At 28.5% G+C, this 18,644-nt stretch carries 14 protein-coding genes; 12 read left to right on the top strand and 2 right to left on the bottom strand.

What is annotated here, in order from left to right:
• Positions 1 to 9: 9 nt before the first annotated feature.
• The 7 genes from RATSFB_RS03550 (at position 10) to RATSFB_RS03520 (ending at position 10,860) form a co-directional block, all read left to right on the top strand.
• The gene (locus RATSFB_RS03550) at positions 10 to 3,141 is read left to right on the top strand and encodes an alpha-mannosidase (RefSeq protein WP_014094679.1); all 3,132 of its coding nucleotides are present in this window, start codon (positions 10 to 12) and stop codon (positions 3,139 to 3,141) included.
• A 121-nt stretch (positions 3,142 to 3,262) separates the two neighbouring features.
• A complete protein-coding gene (locus tag RATSFB_RS03545; protein WP_014094678.1) occupies positions 3,263 to 4,738 on the top strand; it encodes an ABC transporter substrate-binding protein in 1,476 nt (491 codons plus the stop codon).
• An 88-nt stretch (positions 4,739 to 4,826) separates the two neighbouring features.
• On the top strand, positions 4,827 to 5,336 hold the full coding sequence (locus RATSFB_RS03540) for a hypothetical protein (RefSeq protein WP_014094677.1): 510 nt from the start codon (positions 4,827 to 4,829) through the stop codon (positions 5,334 to 5,336).
• A gap of 28 nt (positions 5,337 to 5,364) precedes the next feature.
• Positions 5,365 to 6,477: an ABC transporter ATP-binding protein gene (locus tag RATSFB_RS03535; protein ID WP_014094676.1), complete on the top strand. Its 1,113-nt coding sequence runs from the start codon at positions 5,365 to 5,367 to the stop codon at positions 6,475 to 6,477.
• A gap of 10 nt (positions 6,478 to 6,487) precedes the next feature.
• The gene (locus RATSFB_RS03530) at positions 6,488 to 7,429 is read left to right on the top strand and encodes an ROK family protein (RefSeq protein WP_014094675.1); all 942 of its coding nucleotides are present in this window, start codon (positions 6,488 to 6,490) and stop codon (positions 7,427 to 7,429) included.
• A 38-nt stretch (positions 7,430 to 7,467) separates the two neighbouring features.
• Positions 7,468 to 10,296 (top strand): endo-beta-N-acetylglucosaminidase, encoded by a 2,829-nt coding sequence (locus RATSFB_RS03525; RefSeq protein ID WP_014094674.1) that lies wholly within the window; start codon positions 7,468 to 7,470, stop codon positions 10,294 to 10,296.
• A 201-nt stretch (positions 10,297 to 10,497) separates the two neighbouring features.
• Positions 10,498 to 10,860, top strand: a complete 363-nt coding sequence (locus RATSFB_RS03520; RefSeq protein ID WP_014094673.1) for a hypothetical protein — start codon at positions 10,498 to 10,500, stop codon at positions 10,858 to 10,860.
• Positions 10,861 to 11,081: 221 nt separating this feature from the next.
• On the opposite strand, the gene RATSFB_RS03515 is transcribed toward RATSFB_RS03520, so the two are convergent.
• Positions 11,082 to 12,182: an FkbM family methyltransferase gene (locus RATSFB_RS03515; protein WP_014094672.1), complete on the bottom strand. Its 1,101-nt coding sequence runs from the start codon at positions 12,180 to 12,182 to the stop codon at positions 11,082 to 11,084.
• A gap of 251 nt (positions 12,183 to 12,433) precedes the next feature.
• Between RATSFB_RS03515 and RATSFB_RS03510 the strand changes: the two genes are divergently transcribed.
• The 5 genes from RATSFB_RS03510 to RATSFB_RS03490 all read left to right on the top strand — a co-directional run bounded on the left by RATSFB_RS03510 (position 12,434) and on the right by RATSFB_RS03490 (position 17,193).
• Positions 12,434 to 13,384 carry a phosphotransferase gene (locus RATSFB_RS03510; protein WP_014094671.1) on the top strand — a complete coding sequence of 317 codons (951 nt, stop codon included), beginning with the start codon at positions 12,434 to 12,436 and terminating at the stop codon, positions 13,382 to 13,384.
• A 107-nt stretch (positions 13,385 to 13,491) separates the two neighbouring features.
• Entirely contained in the window at positions 13,492 to 14,433 is a 942-nt protein-coding gene (locus tag RATSFB_RS03505; RefSeq protein ID WP_014094670.1) for a TDT family transporter, read from the top strand.
• A 15-nt stretch (positions 14,434 to 14,448) separates the two neighbouring features.
• Positions 14,449 to 15,186 carry a phosphatase gene (locus RATSFB_RS03500; protein ID WP_014094669.1) on the top strand — a complete coding sequence of 246 codons (738 nt, stop codon included), beginning with the start codon at positions 14,449 to 14,451 and terminating at the stop codon, positions 15,184 to 15,186.
• Positions 15,187 to 15,379: 193 nt separating this feature from the next.
• A complete protein-coding gene (gene pyrR / locus RATSFB_RS03495; protein WP_014094668.1) occupies positions 15,380 to 15,910 on the top strand; it encodes a bifunctional pyr operon transcriptional regulator/uracil phosphoribosyltransferase PyrR in 531 nt (176 codons plus the stop codon).
• 74 nt (positions 15,911 to 15,984) lie between these two features.
• Complete coding sequence (locus tag RATSFB_RS03490) at positions 15,985 to 17,193, top strand: uracil-xanthine permease family protein (protein WP_014094667.1); 1,209 nt, start codon at positions 15,985 to 15,987, stop codon at positions 17,191 to 17,193.
• Between the two features lie 26 nt (positions 17,194 to 17,219).
• Here RATSFB_RS03490 and RATSFB_RS03485 read toward each other — a convergent pair whose 3' ends face one another.
• Positions 17,220 to 18,413, bottom strand: coding sequence for a pyridoxal phosphate-dependent aminotransferase (locus RATSFB_RS03485; protein ID WP_044035537.1), 1,194 nt, complete (start codon positions 18,411 to 18,413; stop codon positions 17,220 to 17,222).
• Positions 18,414 to 18,644 lie beyond the last annotated feature (231 nt).

Genomic DNA, 18,644 nt, shown 5'->3' with positions numbered 1-18,644 from the left:
TTGTTTAAAATGACTTATTTATTAGAAAGAATTGATAAAATTTGTAGAGAAATTCAAAAACATATATATAAGAATATAATTAATATTGATACTTTTATGTATGTTGATGGAAATTACCACAATATTGATTTGATAAAAGAAGTCAGTGAAGATAAATGGGTAGAGTTTAAAAGTGGAGATTTGTGGGGAGGACGAGATTGTCATGGATGGTTTAAATTCAGTGTTACTGTTCCAGAAAATTTTAATGGGCAAACAATCGCTTTAAATCTCTCAACTTTTGACGAAGGTTGGGATGCTACGAATCCACAATTTATAATTTATATTAATGGTGAGCATATTCAAGGAGTTGATATAAATCATAGAGAAATTATATTAACTCATAATGCTGTAGCTGGAGAAAAATATGATATTGATTTGCATGCATATGCAGGTATGCTTTCAGATAAAAAAGCAACATTAAACGGAAAATTTGTTGTTATCGATATGAATGCAAGAGAACTTTACTGGAACTTAAAAGTACCTATTGATGTTTGTAAAGAACTTGACAAAGAAGATAAAAACAGAATTGATATGATAACAGTATTAAATGATGCTATAAATATTATTGATTTAAGAAAACCTTATTCAAAAGAATATAATGAAAGCATAAAGAAAACTAATGAATTTTTAGAAGATAAATTTTATGGAGAGTTATGCGGTCATGAAGATGTTATAGCAACTTGTGTTGGTCATACTCACATAGATGTAGCTTGGTTATGGACAGTAGCTCAAACAAGAGAAAAGGTTGCTAGAAGTTTTTCAACAGTACTTAAATTGATGGAAGAATATCCAGAGTATGTATTTATGTCATCCCAACCTCAATTATATAAAATGCTTAAAGAAGATCATCCTAAGGTGTATGAAAAAGTTAAAGATAAGATTAAACAAGGAGTTTGGGAACCAGAAGGTGCTATGTGGGTTGAATCAGATTGTAACGTAACTTCTGGAGAATCGTTAGTACGACAAATTGTTCATGGAAAAAGATTCTTTAAGGAAGAATTTGGAGTTGATAATAAAATTTTGTGGCTTCCTGATGTGTTTGGATACTCTGCAGCAATTCCACAAATTCTAAAAAAATCTGGAATTAAATATTTTATGACAACTAAAATTTCATGGAATCAGTTTAACAAAATTCCTAATGATACGTTTATGTGGCAAGGAATAGACGGAAGTGAAATTCTCACTTATTTTATAACTACGTCAGGTCCAGGTCAAAATAGAGATTCATTTTTCACTACCTATAATGGACATATTCAACCAGATGCTATCATGGGAAGTTGGAGAAGATTCCAAAATAAAAATCTAACAAACGATGTTTTGATTTCATTTGGATGGGGAGACGGTGGCGGTGGCGCTACTCTTGAGATGCTAGAAAACGGAAGAAGGCTCTCTAGGGGAATACCAGGAGCTCCTCGAGTTAAAATGGGTACTTCTTTAGATTTCTTTGAAAACTTAGAAAATAAAATTTCAAAACATAAAAAATTGCCAAAATGGGTTGGTGAATTGTATCTTGAGTATCATAGAGGAACATACACATCTATGGCTAGAAATAAGAGAGATAATAGAAAATGTGAAAATCTTTATTTGTCTCTAGAAAAACTTAGTTCACTATCCATGATTTTAGGTGGAAACTATGATCAACAAGAAATAAATAATTCGTGGGAGACAATATTATTAAATCAATTCCATGATATAATTCCAGGATCATCTATAAAAGATGTTTATGATGTAACTCAAATTGAATATAGAGAATTGCTTGATAAAGTTAATAAATCAATTGATAATACAATTAACGATATTTCAGATAAAGTAAATTTAAAAGATCAAAGTGTCATTGTATTTAATACTTTAGGATTTGATAGAGATGATATTGTAGAATTCGATGTTCCGAATAACATAAAACATCCATTATTAATTGATGAAAATGGAGATAAAGTTGTTTGTCAACTAATAGGTGATTCCAAGGCCATATTCTTTGGTAAAAATATACCTGCTAACGGATATAAAACATTTAAAATTGTTGAAGCAAGCGATGTAAAAATTAAAACAGATCTTACTCTTACAAATGATTTGGCTGAAAATAAATTCTTTAAAATTAAATTTGATGATAAGGGACAAATAATTTCACTTATAAATAAACTACAAAATAGAGAGATACTTAAAGATGGATGTATTGGAAATCAACTTCAAGCTTTTGAAGATAAACCAATGTGTTTTGATAACTGGGATATAGATATTTATTATAAAGAAAAAATGTGGTTAATTGACGATGTTCAAAATATTGAAATCACAGAAAATGGACCTGTTAGAAGCACTCTTAAGATTAAAAGAAAGTTCTTAGATTCAACTATTATTCAAAACGTTCACATTTATAATGATATCGAAAGAATAGACTTTGAAACTTATGTTGATTGGAAAGAAAGTGATGTGCTTGTAAAAGTTTTATTCCCTGTTGATATCAATACAAAAGAAGCTACTTATGAAATACAATATGGAAATGTAACTAGACCTACACACAATAATACTTCATGGGAACTTGCAGCGTTTGAAGTTTGTGGACATAAATGGGCTGATTTATCTGAAGGTGATTTTGGGGTGTCTTTATTAAATGATTCTAAATATGGACATGATATTAAAAATGGAAATATTAGACTTACACTATTAAAATCAACATGTGATCCTAATCCAGATGCTGATAAAGAAGAACATTTTTTCACATATTCAATATATTCACATGATAAAACATGGAAAGAATCTAAAACTGTTCAACTTGCACATAATTTAAATACAAAATTATTTGCAAAAGTATGTGATCCTCACGATGGAGAGCTAGATATTAATTTAAGCTTAGCTAAGGTAAATAAAGAAAATATAATAATTGAAGTAATCAAAAAAGCAGAAGATTCAGAACACTTGATAATTAGATTATATGAATTCCACAATAAACGAACTAATGCGTCTTTAAAGCTTGCAAAAAATATAAAAGATGTATATGAATGTGATTTACTAGAAAACAATTTGGAAACAATTGTTCCAAATAAAGATACTTTTGAATTTGAAATAAAGCCATTTGAAATTAAAACATTTAAGGTAAAATTATAATAGAATTTTTTTAACTAAATATATAAAAAGTACACTATAAGGATAATTAATTTTCGTGATATAATTTGTGTGTAAACGTTATTTAAACTCTTTCTAATCTTACTGAAAGGAGTAAATATAAATGAAATTAATAAGAGGTATTAAAACCAAGAAATTTATAACTTCAATATCAGTAGCATTATTCTTTATAATGACATTAACTTTCTTCACAAGTTGCGGAAACAATTCGAATAAAGTTGGATCGAATGGTCAAAAAATTACTGAATTAACTTGGTATACGATAGGTATTGAACCTAAAGACTATAAGCAAGTTATCACAGAAGTTAATAAATACTTAGAAGAAAAAATAAATGTAAATTTAAACATGAAGTTTATAGATTTTGGTGATTATACTCAAAAAATGTCTGTTATTATAAACTCTGGTGAAAATTATGATTTAGCATTTACTTGTTCATGGGCAGGTGATTATTTAGGTAATTCTCGAAAAGGTGCATTTTTGGAATTAGATAACATGCTAAACACTGAGTCTGGAAGTCTATTATATAAAACAATTGATCAAAGATTTTGGGATGGGGCATCTATAGATGGTAAGATATATGGAGTTCCTAATCAAAAAGAATTAGGAGTAGCACCTATGTGGGTGTTTACAAAAGAATATGTAGATAAATATAATATACCTTATCAAACTCTCCATTCTTTAGAAGATTTGGAGCCATGGTTAAAAGTTATTAAAGAAAATGAACCTGGAGTTGTTCCATTATATATAACTAAAGGATTCTCCTATACTGTATTTTTTGATCAATTGGTAGATCCAGTTGGTATTTTATCAGATGATCAAACCCTTACAATCAGGAACATGTTTGAAACAGCTGAAATGAAAAAATCTTTAGAAACTCTAAGAAGATATTATCAACTTGGATATATAAATGCTGATTCAGCAACAGCTCAAGATGATAAATCAGTTAAAAGACTTGTAACTAAAGGTGATGGTCAGCCTTATGCCGAACAAATATGGTCAAAAGATTTAAAATATGATGTTGTAGCATCTCCAATAGTAAATACATTAATTACAAATGCATCATCAACTGGAGCATTAATAGCAATATCTCAAAATTCTAAGAATAAAGAAAAGGCATTTGAATTTTTAACATTATTGAATACAGATAAAACTTTAAGAAATCTTCTTAACTATGGTATAGATGGTGTTCATTATGAAAAGGTATCTGAAAATAGCATTAAACTTCTTAATCAAGATCAACGTAGATATGAAATTCCTTATTTTGGATTAGGAAATATGTTTATAACTTATACGTTGGATAGCGAGCCTGATACAAAATGGCAAGAATTTAAAGAGTTTAACGATAATGCTAACGTATCTCCAGCATTAGGATTCAAGTTTGATGCTTCTAAAGTATCTAGTGAACTTGCAGCTATTAACAATGTACTTGAAGAATTTAAATCAACTTTATATAGTGGTTCTGTTGATGTTGATGAGTATTTAACTAAGTTGAATACTAAACTAAAAGAACAAGGAATTGATAAAGTAATTAATGAGATGCAATCACAAATTAATCAGTGGAAAGCTAATAAAAATTAAAGATTAATATTTTGAAAGGGGAGATATTTATTCATTTTATTGAATTTATATCTCCTTTTATTATACTTTAAATGAAAGAAGTGAGAATGTGGATATTTTCTACGAACAGTTTCTAACCAAAGATTATGATTTTAAGAGAAAGAAAGTCGAATCAGCAAAACAAGCACTATTAGTTCTCACATTACTTAATTTGATTTTTCTTGGAAAAATTATAGCAATGTTAACTTTTTTTGTTTACGTTATAGTTTCAATAGTTGCACGTAACAAATTTATAGAATTTGAGTACGAGTTGACTGAAAACGAATTAGTTGTATCAAAGATATTTAATAAAAAACGTAGAAAAATAGTAGCTAATATAAATATTAAGGAAGTAATTGAAGTTAAAACTTCAGACCTACATACAAATAAAAAAGTGAAAATTATTAATTTAACATTAAGTGGAACTACAACACAAAAATTAACAGAAAAAATTTTAATTGTAAGAAAATATAACTCTGATTTAATTGGTTATAAACTTGCAATGGATAAAAATCTTCAGAAAATGTGTGAGAAAATTAATCCTACGATTTTCAAACAAAATCTGGATTTTTTAAAATAAATATTTAAATTTTAGGGAGATGATTATTATGGCAGGATTATTGTTGAAAAATATAGATAAAATTTATGAAAATGGATATAAAGCTGTAAATAATTTTAATTTAGAAATAGAAGATAGAGAATTTATAGTATTTGTAGGCCCTTCAGGATGTGGTAAATCAACTACTTTAAGAATGATTGCTGGCCTTGAAGAAATTTCTGGAGGTGAGTTATACATAGACAATGTTTTAGTAAATGATATAGCTCCTAAAGATAGAGATATTGCAATGGTATTCCAAAATTATGCTTTATATCCTCATATGACAGTTTACGGAAATATGGCTTTTGCACTTAAACTCAGAAAAATTCCAAAGAATGAAATCGATAAAAAAGTTCGTGAAGCTGCTAAAATTTTAGATATAGAACACCTACTAGATAGAAAGCCAAAAGCTTTATCAGGAGGTCAAAGACAAAGAGTTGCTATGGGTCGTGCCATAGTTAGACACCCTAAAGTTTTTTTAATGGATGAACCTCTATCTAATCTAGATGCAAAATTAAGAGTTCAAATGAGAACAGAAATTGCAAAATTATATAATCAATTAAAAACAACTTTTATTTATGTTACTCATGATCAAACAGAAGCTATGACACTTGGTACTAGAATAGTTGTAATGAATAATGGGATTATACAACAGGTTGATACACCAAAACGTATATATGATCATCCTGCAAATTTATTTGTTGCTAGTTTCATTGGAAGCCCTCAAATGAACATTTTATATGGTGAAACTTATGAAAAAGGTAATGATGTTATACTTAAAGTTTTAGATAAAGAAATCCTATTGCCACAGGATAAATCAAATATTTTAAAAAATACAAATAAATCTAACACTAAAGTTATAGTTGGAATTAGACCTGAAAATATTAGTTGTAAAGAAGAAAATATTCAAAAAAATTCTAATACAATTTTTGAGCTTGATATAGATATTACGGAAAATCTTGGAGCTGAAACTTATATTTATGCAAAAGCTGGAAGTAGAAATATGGTTATTCGAACAAATACATCTGACAATATAAATATTTCTAATGACAAAATCAAATTTGTAATGGATATTAGTAAAATTCATTTGTTTGATGAAGTTGAACAAAATACAATTTTTTAAGGAGGTCAAAATGAGTAATTTGTATATTGGCGTTGATTTGGGAGGAACAAAAATTTACACTGCTTTATGCGATAAAAATGGAAAATTTATTAATGAAATAATATTAAAGACAGAAGCAGAAAAGGGAGAAGAACAAATAGTACAAAAAATAAAAGATAGTATTAACTACGTTATGAAAGATGTAGATAAATCTAAAATAAAAGCAATAGGTATAGGCTCTCCAGGTCCATTAGATATTAAAAATGGATTAATTGCTGAACCTGCTAATTTGCCATTTCTTAATTTCCCTATAGTTAGTACATTATTTAATGAATTCAATATAGATGTTTATTTAGATAATGATGCAAATGTTGCTACTTTAGCTGAATACACATTTGGTTCTGGAAAAGGAACAAATAATATGCTTTATATTACAGTTAGCACAGGAATAGGAGGAGGTGCTATTTTAGATGGAAAAATATATCGAGGAAGCACTTCAAACGCACTAGAAATCGGACATACAACAGTAGCTATTCATGGTAGAAGATGTGGTTGTGGTAACATTGGCTGTGTTGAAGCTATGTCATCTGGTACTGCTATGATGAAAATAGCAAGAGATGCCGTATCAAGTAGAGTTGAAACTTCATTAAAAAATTATGAAAATGTAACATCAAAAGAATTATTTATTGAAGCAAATAAAGGTGATAAAGTTTCTTTAGAAATAATTGAAACAGCTATGAGTTATTTAGGTGTAGCAGTGTCAAATTATACCAATATACTAGATCCAGATTTAATAATAATAGGTGGTGGAATTAGTGAAAGTGGTGATTTGATGTTTAATATCATCAGAAACGAAATGGAAAAAAGATGCTTGGGGCCAATATTTAGAAATTGCAAGATAATGAAATCTAATTTAGGATCAAAGATTGGGGTTTTAGGTGCTATTGCACTTGCCATAACAGAATCTAAATAAATATTTAATTATTAAAATTTTTGGAGGTAATGGTAACAATGATTAGAGGAAAATTAAAAAAGATTATTGCTATATCAATGTTTTTGGCTATTGCTTTTATAGCTTGCAGTAATAAAAATGCAAACATAAGTACAAATAATATTTCAAAGGCAAATTATAGAGTAACTGGAGAGGCGGAAGAAGCAGAAAAATTAAAAATGTCTAATATGCCAATAGCTCCTTTTTGGTTTCCTGAAGAACTACTAAATTGGGATTCAACAACAGATAAAAATATTAATTTTAATAAATCTACTATCCCTTTAGCTACACGAGTTGCTAAAGAAAATCTTCAGACAGTAAACAATAATCAAAATAAAGATTTTAAAATTGTTGCCTTATCTATAATGAATGAAAGCACAAGTGGAAATTCCCCACAAGGATTAAACAAATTTGCCTCCAATACGTTTTCTTATTGGCAATATATAGATAAGTTAGTTTATTGGGGGGGATCTTCAGGTGAAGGAATAATAGTTCCCCCAAGTGCAGACGTTATTAACTCAGCTCATAAAAATGGAGTTCCTGTTTTAGGAACTGTATTCTTTCCAACAACAGAACATGGTGGAAAAGCTGAGTGGGTTGATCAATTTTTGACAAAGGACGAAAATGGAAATTTCCCAATGATTGATAAACTAATTGAAGTTTGCGAAGTTTTAGGATTTGATGGATGGTTTATAAATCAAGAAACAGGTCTTACTATTAAACAAAATGATTTCATAGATCAAACTGAAACAGCAAAAGAAGGTGCAAAAATCACAAAAGCTCACGCTGAACTTATGCAGGAATTTATACGAGAGTTTAATAAAAAATCTGACTATGAAATTATGTGGTATGATTCTCTAACAAAAGATGGAGAGATGGACTGGCAAAACGCATTAACTGAGAAAAATGATTATTTCCTTATCGATTCAAACAAGGAAAAAGTTGCTGATAGTATGTTTTTAAACTTTTGGTGGACAACAAATCGTTTGGCTGAACAAGAACTTTTAAAAGCATCTAATCTAAGAGCAACCTCTCTTGGACTTAATCCATACGATTTATACGCTGGTATAGACATACAAGCAAATGGTACAAACACTCAAATACGCTGGGATCTTTTAACTGATGATAAAAATTCACCTTATACTTCATTAGGTATATATTGTCCAAGCTGGACCTTCTTTTCTTCTAATAACTTAGATGAATTTATGGTTAAAGAAAATCGTTTATGGGTTAATGATGTCGGAGATCCAAGAACAACTACCGAAAATACTGGATTTGTAGGAATGTCTAATTATGCTGTTGAAAAAACAGTAGTTAATTCATTACCATTCACAACAAACTTTAATATAGGTAATGGATATAACTATTTTATAAATGGTGAAAAAGTTTCATCAATGGATTGGAACAATCGAAGTCTTGCTGATATTATGCCAACTTATAGATGGATTATAAATAATGGAGAAGGAAATACTTTTAAAGCTTCAATAGATTATTCTAAAGCCTATTATGGAGGAAATTCAATAAAATTATCAGGTAATATAAAAGCAAATACTCCTACTGAAATAAAATTATTTAGCTCAGATTTAAAGATAGAAAATGATACTCAATTTACAACTACTCTTTCTTCTACTTCTGATGTTTCAGTAAGTTTAGTTCTTGATTTTGATGATGGAAGTTCTGAAGAAATTAAAGGAAATAAAAATGTTTCCAGTGAGTGGGTAAAAGTTGGTTTCGATGTATCAAAATTTTCTGGAAAAACTATACGTTCGATATCTTATAAAATTTTAAGCGATAAAGATAGTAATAATATAAACATTAATTTTGGAAATATAAGCATAACAGATTCTAAAAAAGTAAACGTTTTAGATATTACATCAGTAAATGTTGATGATGTTGTATTTGAAGAAGAAGATCTATATGCAGGAGTTAGACTTTCATTTAATGCATCAAATAAAAAAGATGTTAAGCAGTATGAAATTTATAAAGTAAATGAGGATGAGTCTTTAACATTTTTAGGTGCCTCAATTAATGAAAATTACTTTATAAATGCATTACCAAGAGATAATAATTCAAACACCACAACTTTAGAAGTTGTAGCTGTAAACAATGATTTGTCTAGAGGAAAAGGTATTAGAACTAAAATAGAGTGGCCAAATAATAGTATACCTAAGGCAGATTTTACAGCTTCAAAAACACTCGTTTCACCAGGTGAAGAAATAACATTTACAAGTTTAAGTTCAAAAGTTACTGAAAATTTAGAATGGATATTTGAAGGAGCAAATATCCAAACTAGCACTGATCTTTCACCAAAAGTAAAATATGAAAATGAGGGAACGTACAAAGTTTCATTAAAAGCTAAAAATTCTTCTGGAGAAAATGTAAAAGTACTAGAAGAGTATATAACTGTAACAAAAGATGCAGATAACTTCAAAAATTTATCTAATTCAAAGAATGCAGAAGCATCAAGCTTTGTTAATGCAAATGAAGCTCCAAACTTTGCTTTTGATGGAAAGCTAGATACAAAATGGTGTGCTACTGGAACACCTCCTCACAGTATAACAGTTGATCTTGGCAATGTAGCTCTTGTTAGTGAAGTTAAAATGGCTCATGCTGAGGCTGGTGGAGAAAGTGATTCCATGAATACATCAGATTACACTATAGAAGTTAGTGAAGATGGAACTAATTTTACTGAAGTTGTTAATGTTAAGAAAAATTCTAATTCTAATACAGTAGATACATTTAAAGCAATTTTTGCAAGATATGTAAGAGTAACAGCTACAAAACCAACGCAAGGTTCAGACTCTGCTGTTAGAATTTATGAAATCGAAGTAGGTGGAATTGAAAAATAAATTTATAAAATATCGGCATAGTCGTTATTACGACTATGCCTTTTTATATAAGATAGATGGATTAGTTTCTTTTATTTACTATCTTCCCCATAAATTTTTCTTAAATTAAATAACAAGCGTGTTAAAATTTACAATAATAAATAAAAAAAATATGAATATAATATTAGCATTATTTATTTTTAGAAAGTCAGGTACAGTTTTATGTTTTATTGTTTAATAAATGATAGTTATTTAAATAATGGTAGTATGAAATTTAATTATAGTATTATTAATGACTTGGAAGAAATAAAAATCAATAAATCTTTTGATATAGATATGAATCATGATAATCTTACATATATAAAATTTTCACAGGATCAACTAAAGAAAAATATTTTGGATAATTACATAAATGAAATTTCGTATGATTTCAGTAGGTGTCGATATATTTTTGGCAAAAATGAATTTAAAAATTATTTCTACGAAATAGATCAATTTAAAAAAGTAGACGAAAATTTTAATTTTAAATATATGAAAATATCCGATATAATCGTGGGACTTAATCATTTAAACATTAATTTATAATACAACAAATAATCGATCTGCAAGGTTTAATAATATTAGTATTGCAGATCGATAAAATTATAAAAATATTAAAAGTTTTAGATATTTTTAGGAATCAGTTTTTTCGTGGACGACAAAGTAACACAAATTCTGTTGGAATCAAATTACCACCGTAGTGTCTCAAATACATTTCATAGTTCGGATTCATGTTATCGATCAATGATGGAATACGCCAGAGGTCATCATACCCGTGATAAACACAAATTGCAAGTTTTGGCGGGGGGGGGGGGTGACTGTCTAGAAATAATATTTTTACATCCTAATAGGGTGTCGTATTCAGCACCTTCGATGTCCATTTTCAAAAAGGTAACCGGTTCAGGAAGATCTTTATCTAATGCAACTACCTTGATGCGTTGTCCACTGTTTTCGTCTGATGTTAATTGGTTTGCAGAGGCGTCATTGATTGAGCGATTCAAAAACATTTCACTTGTATGTGAACCTGTCCCTTTGTTACAGATAATTACATCATGAAGATTCCATTTTTCTATATTTGCCCTCATGGTATCGCAAATATCAGGTGAAATATCATAAGCATAAATTCGCTTGTATTTGGTTCCATACATATTTAAATACTCTGCAATAGAATCGCCAACATATGCCCCAACATCTACAAGTACATCATCGACATTATTTGAGAATATATCTGGCTCCCAATAATCCTTAAAAATCGACTTTACCTTTTGTGGGTACACAATATCTAGAACAGCCCAATTGAATAAAATTGCCATTAATGTGGATTTGGAAAGATAATCATTTAAACGTCGGAATAGCCACAAAAAGTCATAACTGTGGCGTTTGAGTACTGCTGCACGTCGCTCAAACGTATCAAAATCACCTTGTTCAGGGGAAAATGTTCCCCAAAGTGGATATTTTTCAAAATACTCCACAAAACCACAGTATAACGCCTTGCCATTCGGCGTTTTTTCCCAAGTGTTCAATACTTCTTTCATCTTTTTAACGAGTGTCTCCTCAGTGTTTTGCCAAATATATTTAAGAAAGCTCCAAAATTCACGATCAATTGCATTGGTAGGCTCGAATGGTTCAGCCAAATAGTCGACAATGTGGTATATTACACCAAGCCATTCAGCATCATCAAGCTTATTAGCACTAATATGATTATTAAGTGACTCACCCAACATACTTTCTATGTACTGTGTAATAACTTGTCTTCTATCAGTTACTGCTTGGCGGACTTCATTATCTTCTCGTTCCTGAAGATAGGCAATATCCTTACGAACATCTTCAAGCAATGAAGAAATATTGTTTATCATAGATTTATTCATTCACATTTTGTCCTTTCTGAATCCTAAAATATAGTAAAATTACAAAACTTATGTTATTTGTTATAGAATGTGTTTCCTGTATTTTACTGAACAATTTTTATATTAAGTATTATTATATCTTGAATTACTGGATTAATAAAGTTATTAGCCAAAAACTATTTTAAAAAGAGGTAAAATGATGAATATAGTAACAATATTGATGTTATTGTATATTAATATGTTGTATTATAATTATTTAAAGGAATTTGAATATGGTAGAAGTCAATGAAAATTTAGATAGAACTCTGGAAAGTTATGGTATAAAAAATTATAAAATCAAAAAAATTCGGAGTGTTTATAAGATATCAACGAAAGGTCATAATATTTTATTGAAAGAGTTTAGGTCAGATAAAAAAATATTGAACATACAAAAAGTTCTTCATTATCTTCATAAAAATAATTTTAAGTTTTGTCAGAAAATTTTTCACAATAATAATAATCAATTTTATTTTAAATTGGGTAATAAATATTATTCTTGTTTTTCATGGGTTGATGGAATTGAAGTTGATCTTAGGAAAATTAAAAATATCAAGAGATCTATACATTCTATTTATTTATTTCATAAATCTCTTGCTGGTATAGACTATTCAGATTTGAGTATAGAAGATAATTCAAATTGGGAAATAGTTTTCGATAAAAATCTTATAGATCTTTATAATATAAGAAATATCATTTTAAATAAAAAATCGTGGAATTCTATAGATATGTTTTATTATGAAAATATAAATACAGCGTTAAAAATATTACATAGCATTATATCAGATTTATCCAAAAGCGATATAAAGGATTTTTTAACCAATAATAAATCAATATGTCATAATAGTTTGTATTACCAAAATCTCATATTAAAAAACAAAAAAATTTATCTCATAGATTTCGGTGGAATATGCATTAATAATTTTGTTTACGATCTAGCGAGGTTTGCTCGTAGAGTGTTTTATAAAAATAAATTTGATATGAGATTGTTAAATGAAATATTTGAATTTTATAATCATCGTTATAAATTCAACGATATAGAAAAACGTTTATTTGATTTATCTATGAAGTTTCCATACAAATTTATAAAATTTGGTGTTAAATTTTATTTGAGAAATAAGGAATTTGACAATGAAAAATTGATAAATAAATTAAAAAAGTATGCAGAATACGAATTAAGCAGCTAGAATCACAATTAGTTGCTTTTTATATCTAAAAATCAAACTTGTAATTATTCGTTAAATTTTATTAAACTAAATAGTGTAATAAATAAATTTAAGAGGGAATGAATAACATGAAAGAATTTTTATCAAAGATACCTTTGCCTATAGCTGGTGTGGGATTAGGATTGGCATCATTAGGAAATTTGTTAAAGCCATATTCTATGTTTGTATATGCACTTTGCGGTATTTTGGCACTTATATTTATATTGATGGTAGCATCTAAATTTATTTTTTGTGCTCAAGAATTTATAGAAGAATTTAGGAGTCCTGTGGTTTCAAGTGTTTTTGCTGCGTTTTTTATGGCTATTATGGTATTAACAACCTATATACCCGAACGTTTAATATTGCTTGCATTTATGATTTGGATATTTGCCTTTATTGGTCATATTTCTCTTATTATTTATTTCAGTATACGAAGATTTTCCAATTTTTCACTTAAAGATATTTTCCCAACTTATTTCGTTGCATATGTTGGACCTATAGTTGCTGCAGTTACATGCGTCCAATTTAAATTACAAGCTGTTGGTAAAATTATAGTTGTTTTAGGGCTTGCTGCTTTTATTGTTTTATTTGTGCTAGTTACATTTAGATATTTTAAACATGAGGTGGATGTGCCGTTAAAACCTCTATTATGTCTTTATACAGCACCCATGAGCTTAACAATTGCAGGATATTGTGCTGTTTTCGAAAACAAATCACTCACTTTACTATTTATTGGTGGGTGCATAGCTCAAACTATATATTTTATTGTTTTAACTCAACTTCCAAAATTTTTAAAATTACAATTTTATCCTAGTTTTGCTGCATTTACATTTCCATTTGTAATTACGGCAACTGCATTGAAACAAATTGTGGCTAATTTTAGTGCGGCTATGATGATTCCTTCATGGTTACCAATAATTGTTAACATAGAAATAATTATTGCATCAGTATTGGTATTTTACACGGTAGCTCATTACATCATTTACTTATTTAAAGTAATGCCAAAAAATAAATTTAAAATTCAAACTTAAAGAATGGAGTTAAATATGAAACTTTTAATAGACACTCATTCTCATACAATCGCTAGCGGTCATGCGTATTCAACATTAAGCGAAATGGCATTTTATGCAAGCAAAAAAGGATTAAAACTTCTGTGTATTACAGATCATGCTCCGAATATGCCCGGCTCTGCTCATGAAATATATTTTAAAAATTTTAAAATAATTGATAAATTTATTCATGGTGTTGAGATTTTTATGGGAGTAGAATTAAACATTATAGATTACGATGGAAGCGTTGATCTTCCTGTAAACATATTGCGTAAATTAGATGTTTGTATTGCAAGTTTTCACAGTATTTGTTTAAGCGTGAGTACAGTCGAAAAAAATACGAATGCTTTTCTTAAAGTTATGGATAATCCATATGTAAACATAATCGGTCATCCTGAAAATGGAAATGTTCCAATTGATTTCGAAGCAGTTGTTAAAAAAGCAAAAGACACAAATACTTTAATAGAAGTAAATAATTCTTCTTTGAAACCAACTAGCAGTAGGGCAAATGTTTATGAAAATCTTAAAGAGATTTTGAAAATATGTAAAAATGTAGGAGCATTCATAACAATAGGGAGTGACTCTCATTTTTGTACACAAGTTGGAGAAAATGAACTTGCATTCAATTTAATTAAAGAAGTTGATTTTCCTCATGAGCTTATAATTAATACAGATGTTCAAAAATTCAAAAATTTTATACAGATAAAACGTAAAAATATTATTGAAAATTTTTAAATTAATGTTATAATATTAATTGAGGTTTTTTAAATGATACAGTGATATCATAAGGATCGAGATTACTTTTTAATACTACAAAAAGTTATTTTATATTTAGACGTTATTTTGTATAACTTCCATTTTATCTATAAAAGTTCTCTATCCTTGTGGTAGGGAACTTTTTTATGTTAAGAGTGGAGGTATTTAATTTATGAAAAAGTTGCTTGATGAAAAATCTATAGAGAGATCTATAACAAGAATAAGTCATGAAATCATCGAAAAAAATAAAGGAATTGATAACATTGTACTTATTGGTATTAAAACTAGAGGGATTTATCTCGCTAAAAGGATAGCTCAACAAATTAAAAATTTTGAAAATAAAGTTTTGAATATTGGTGAACTTGATATAAGTCTTTATAGAGATGATCTCCAAAAAATTTCAGAAGAGCCAACTATAAATAATTCAAAAATAGATTTTGATATAAAAAATAAGATTATTATTTTAATTGATGATGTTTTATACACAGGAAGGACAATCAGAAGTGCGTTGGATGCAATAATAGATATTGATAGACCTAAATCTATACAACTAGCTGTTTTGATTGATAGGGGGCATAGAGAGCTTCCAATACGCCCCGATTATGTTGGTAAAAATATTCCAACATCAAAAGATGAAATCATACACGTTAATTTAAAAGAAATTGATGATGTAGAAGATTCAGTGACTATAACTAAAAAATAAATTAATCCCTTTTAAATTAGCACAGAGATGCTAGAAAAGGAGACATGTTCTCCTAATTATTCAGGAGGTTTTTTATGAAAAATTTTATTTTATCAATTCAACACCTTTTAGCAATGTTTGGTGCAACAGTACTGGTTCCAATACTTACTGGATTTGATCCGTCTGTCGCAATATTTTGTGCAGGTCTTGGTACTTTAATCTTTCATCTTTGTACAAAAGGTAAAGTTCCAGTATTTTTGGGATCTAGTTTTGCATTCATACCAGTTGTTATATCAGCAAATCAAATTTCAAACGGTGATAAAGCTTTTGCACAAGGTGGTATCATTGTTGCAGGTCTTATATATGTTCTTCTTTCTTTCGTAATCAAATTTATCGGTATCGATAAGATTAAAAAATATTTTCCCCCTCAAGTAACAGGTGCTATGATTGCTGTCATAGGTCTTAATTTGATACCTAGTGCTCTTAATATGGCAGTTGAAAATGTAGTAATAGCACTAATAACACTAGTTACATCGATATTAATAAATGTATTTGGGAAAGGATTTTTAAAGCAATTAGGAATTTTAATAGCTGTTGGTTTTGGATATTTACTAAGTTTAATTTCTGGTGGAGTGGATATAAGCTCAATAACAAACGCTAGTTTATTTCAAATTCCAAACTTTACACTACCAAAGTTTAGCCTTGAGGCAACAATAATAATAGCTCCAATAGTTATAGCTGTATTTATGGAACACGTTGGAGATATGACAACTAATGGAACAGTTGTAGGAAAGAATTTTATAGAAGATCCTGGATTAAATAAAACTCTTCTTGGAGATGGGCTTGCTACAGTAGTATCAGGATTTATAGGAGGACCTGCAAACACAACATATGGTGAAAACACTGCAGTCCTTGCAATCACAAAAAACTATAATCCTTCTTTGTTAAGATATACAGCTATATACGCAATACTTCTTTCATTTATTGGAGTATTCGGTGGATTCCTTCAAAGTATTCCATCGGCAGTTATGGGTGGAATAAGTATAATGTTATTTTCGATGATAAGCTATATAGGAATAAGAACGATAAGAGATAGCAAATCTTTTAAAAGTATAAAAAATCTAATTGTAATAATAGCAATTATTTTAATAGGAATAGGTACAAGTTATTTATCTAATAAAGGAATATCAATCGGTATCCCTATAACTCCAAATGTGTCTATAACAGGATTAAGTCTTGCAGCCATTGTTGGATTGATATTAAATAGAATACTAAACCACAAAGAATTTAAAAGTTTAAAATAATAAAGGAGAGCATAATTTGCTCTCCTTTAATTTTTGTTATTATAAGACCTTAGCCCCTCTTTTAAAATATGAAGTGCCTTTTCTAAATCCTTAACTGATATACAATAAGATAATCTTATTTGAGATTTTCCCACCTCATTATTCATATAAAACCCTTCAGCTGGAGCGAACATAACTGTTTCATTGTTTATGTTGAAATCAGTTAATAACCATTTACAAAAATCTTCAGCATCATCAACAGGTAATGAGGCTATTAAATAAAATGCTCCTTCAGGTTTATATATCTTAACTCCATCTATCTTTCCTAAAATTCCGCAAACGACATCTCTTCTTTCTTGATATATATCCCTTATGTTTTCAATATAAGATGTAGGAATTTTCAAAAGATTTAATGCCGAATATTGTTCAACAGATGATGTACTTAAACGTGATTGACAAAGTTTAACAATTTCTTCTCTTAAATTTTTATTTTTGGTTGCTATCATTCCAACTCTTGAACCACAAACGCTATATCTTTTAGATAGACTATCTATTAATATTAAATGTTCCCTTATTTTTTCGATAGAGAATATAGATTCATATTTTATACCATCATACACAAGTTCACGATAAACCTCATCTGATATGATATATAAATTGTTTTCATGTGCAACATCCGCAATCATTTGAAGTTCTTTTATTGAATAAACAACTCCAGTTGGATTTGATGGATTTGAATATAAAATTGCTTTTGTCTTAGATGTAATTACTTTTTCTATAGATTCTTTGCTCTTTATATGAAATCCATCTTCTATAAAGGTTTCGAAAGATACCAATTTTACACCGCAAGAATTTGCGATTGTGTTGTAATTGCTATAATATGGTTCGGGTACAAGAATTTCATCCCCCTCATCACATATCATGAGAAATGAAAATAATAAACCTTCACTCCCACCATTTGTTACATAAATTTCTTCGGGTGAATAATCTATGTTATTTTTTCCAAGAAAATTTGAAAAAGCAGATCTTAATTCATCAATTCCTTCTGAAGGTTCATATCCCAATACTTTTTTATGATAATTTTTAAGTCCCTCAAAATATTCTTCAGGTGTATCAATATCAGGCTGACCTATATTCATATGATAAACTTTTAATCCTTTTTGTTTAGCTTCTTTAGCGAAAGGTGTTAACTTTCTAATCGCTGACATTTTTGTATTTCTTATTCTATTTGAGATTAACAAACAATCACATCCCAACTCATTTAATAAAAATTATTAAAACATTTTATTATGTATTATATCAATATTTTAAGATTAAATAATTATTTTATTAGTTTTTAACGTTTTAAATAGATATAAAAAACAGTATAACATTCTATAACAGAATAGTTATACTGCACATATTTTAAGCTTATTTACTCCTGTTAATTTTACATTTTATCACCTAAAATACTATTTATAATAAGTTTTACA

This window comes from Candidatus Arthromitus sp. SFB-rat-Yit (assembly GCF_000283555.1).
GTDB lineage: Bacteria > Bacillota > Clostridia > Clostridiales > Clostridiaceae > Dwaynesavagella.
The sequence above is the reverse complement of the archived record's forward strand: the minus strand, read 5'-3'. Positions and strand labels throughout refer to the sequence as shown.

What these genes read in the sequence shown, in the direction of transcription:
- RATSFB_RS03525 (WP_014094674.1), top strand. Translation starts at nt 7,468, where the DNA reads ATGATTAGAGGAAAATTAAAAAAGATTATTGCTATATCAATGTTTTTG.
- pyrR (WP_014094668.1), top strand. Translation starts at nt 15,380, where the DNA reads ATGAAAAAGTTGCTTGATGAAAAATCTATAGAGAGATCTATAACAAGA.
- RATSFB_RS03515 (WP_014094672.1), bottom strand. Translation starts at nt 12,182, where the DNA reads ATGAATAAATCTATGATAAACAATATTTCTTCATTGCTTGAAGATGTT.
- RATSFB_RS03490 (WP_014094667.1), top strand. Translation starts at nt 15,985, where the DNA reads ATGAAAAATTTTATTTTATCAATTCAACACCTTTTAGCAATGTTTGGT.
- RATSFB_RS03550 (WP_014094679.1), top strand. Translation starts at nt 10, where the DNA reads ATGACTTATTTATTAGAAAGAATTGATAAAATTTGTAGAGAAATTCAA.
- RATSFB_RS03535 (WP_014094676.1), top strand. Translation starts at nt 5,365, where the DNA reads ATGGCAGGATTATTGTTGAAAAATATAGATAAAATTTATGAAAATGGA.
- RATSFB_RS03510 (WP_014094671.1), top strand. Translation starts at nt 12,434, where the DNA reads ATGGTAGAAGTCAATGAAAATTTAGATAGAACTCTGGAAAGTTATGGT.
- RATSFB_RS03520 (WP_014094673.1), top strand. Translation starts at nt 10,498, where the DNA reads ATGTTTTATTGTTTAATAAATGATAGTTATTTAAATAATGGTAGTATG.
- RATSFB_RS03500 (WP_014094669.1), top strand. Translation starts at nt 14,449, where the DNA reads ATGAAACTTTTAATAGACACTCATTCTCATACAATCGCTAGCGGTCAT.
- RATSFB_RS03505 (WP_014094670.1), top strand. Translation starts at nt 13,492, where the DNA reads ATGAAAGAATTTTTATCAAAGATACCTTTGCCTATAGCTGGTGTGGGA.
- RATSFB_RS03530 (WP_014094675.1), top strand. Translation starts at nt 6,488, where the DNA reads ATGAGTAATTTGTATATTGGCGTTGATTTGGGAGGAACAAAAATTTAC.
- RATSFB_RS03545 (WP_014094678.1), top strand. Translation starts at nt 3,263, where the DNA reads ATGAAATTAATAAGAGGTATTAAAACCAAGAAATTTATAACTTCAATA.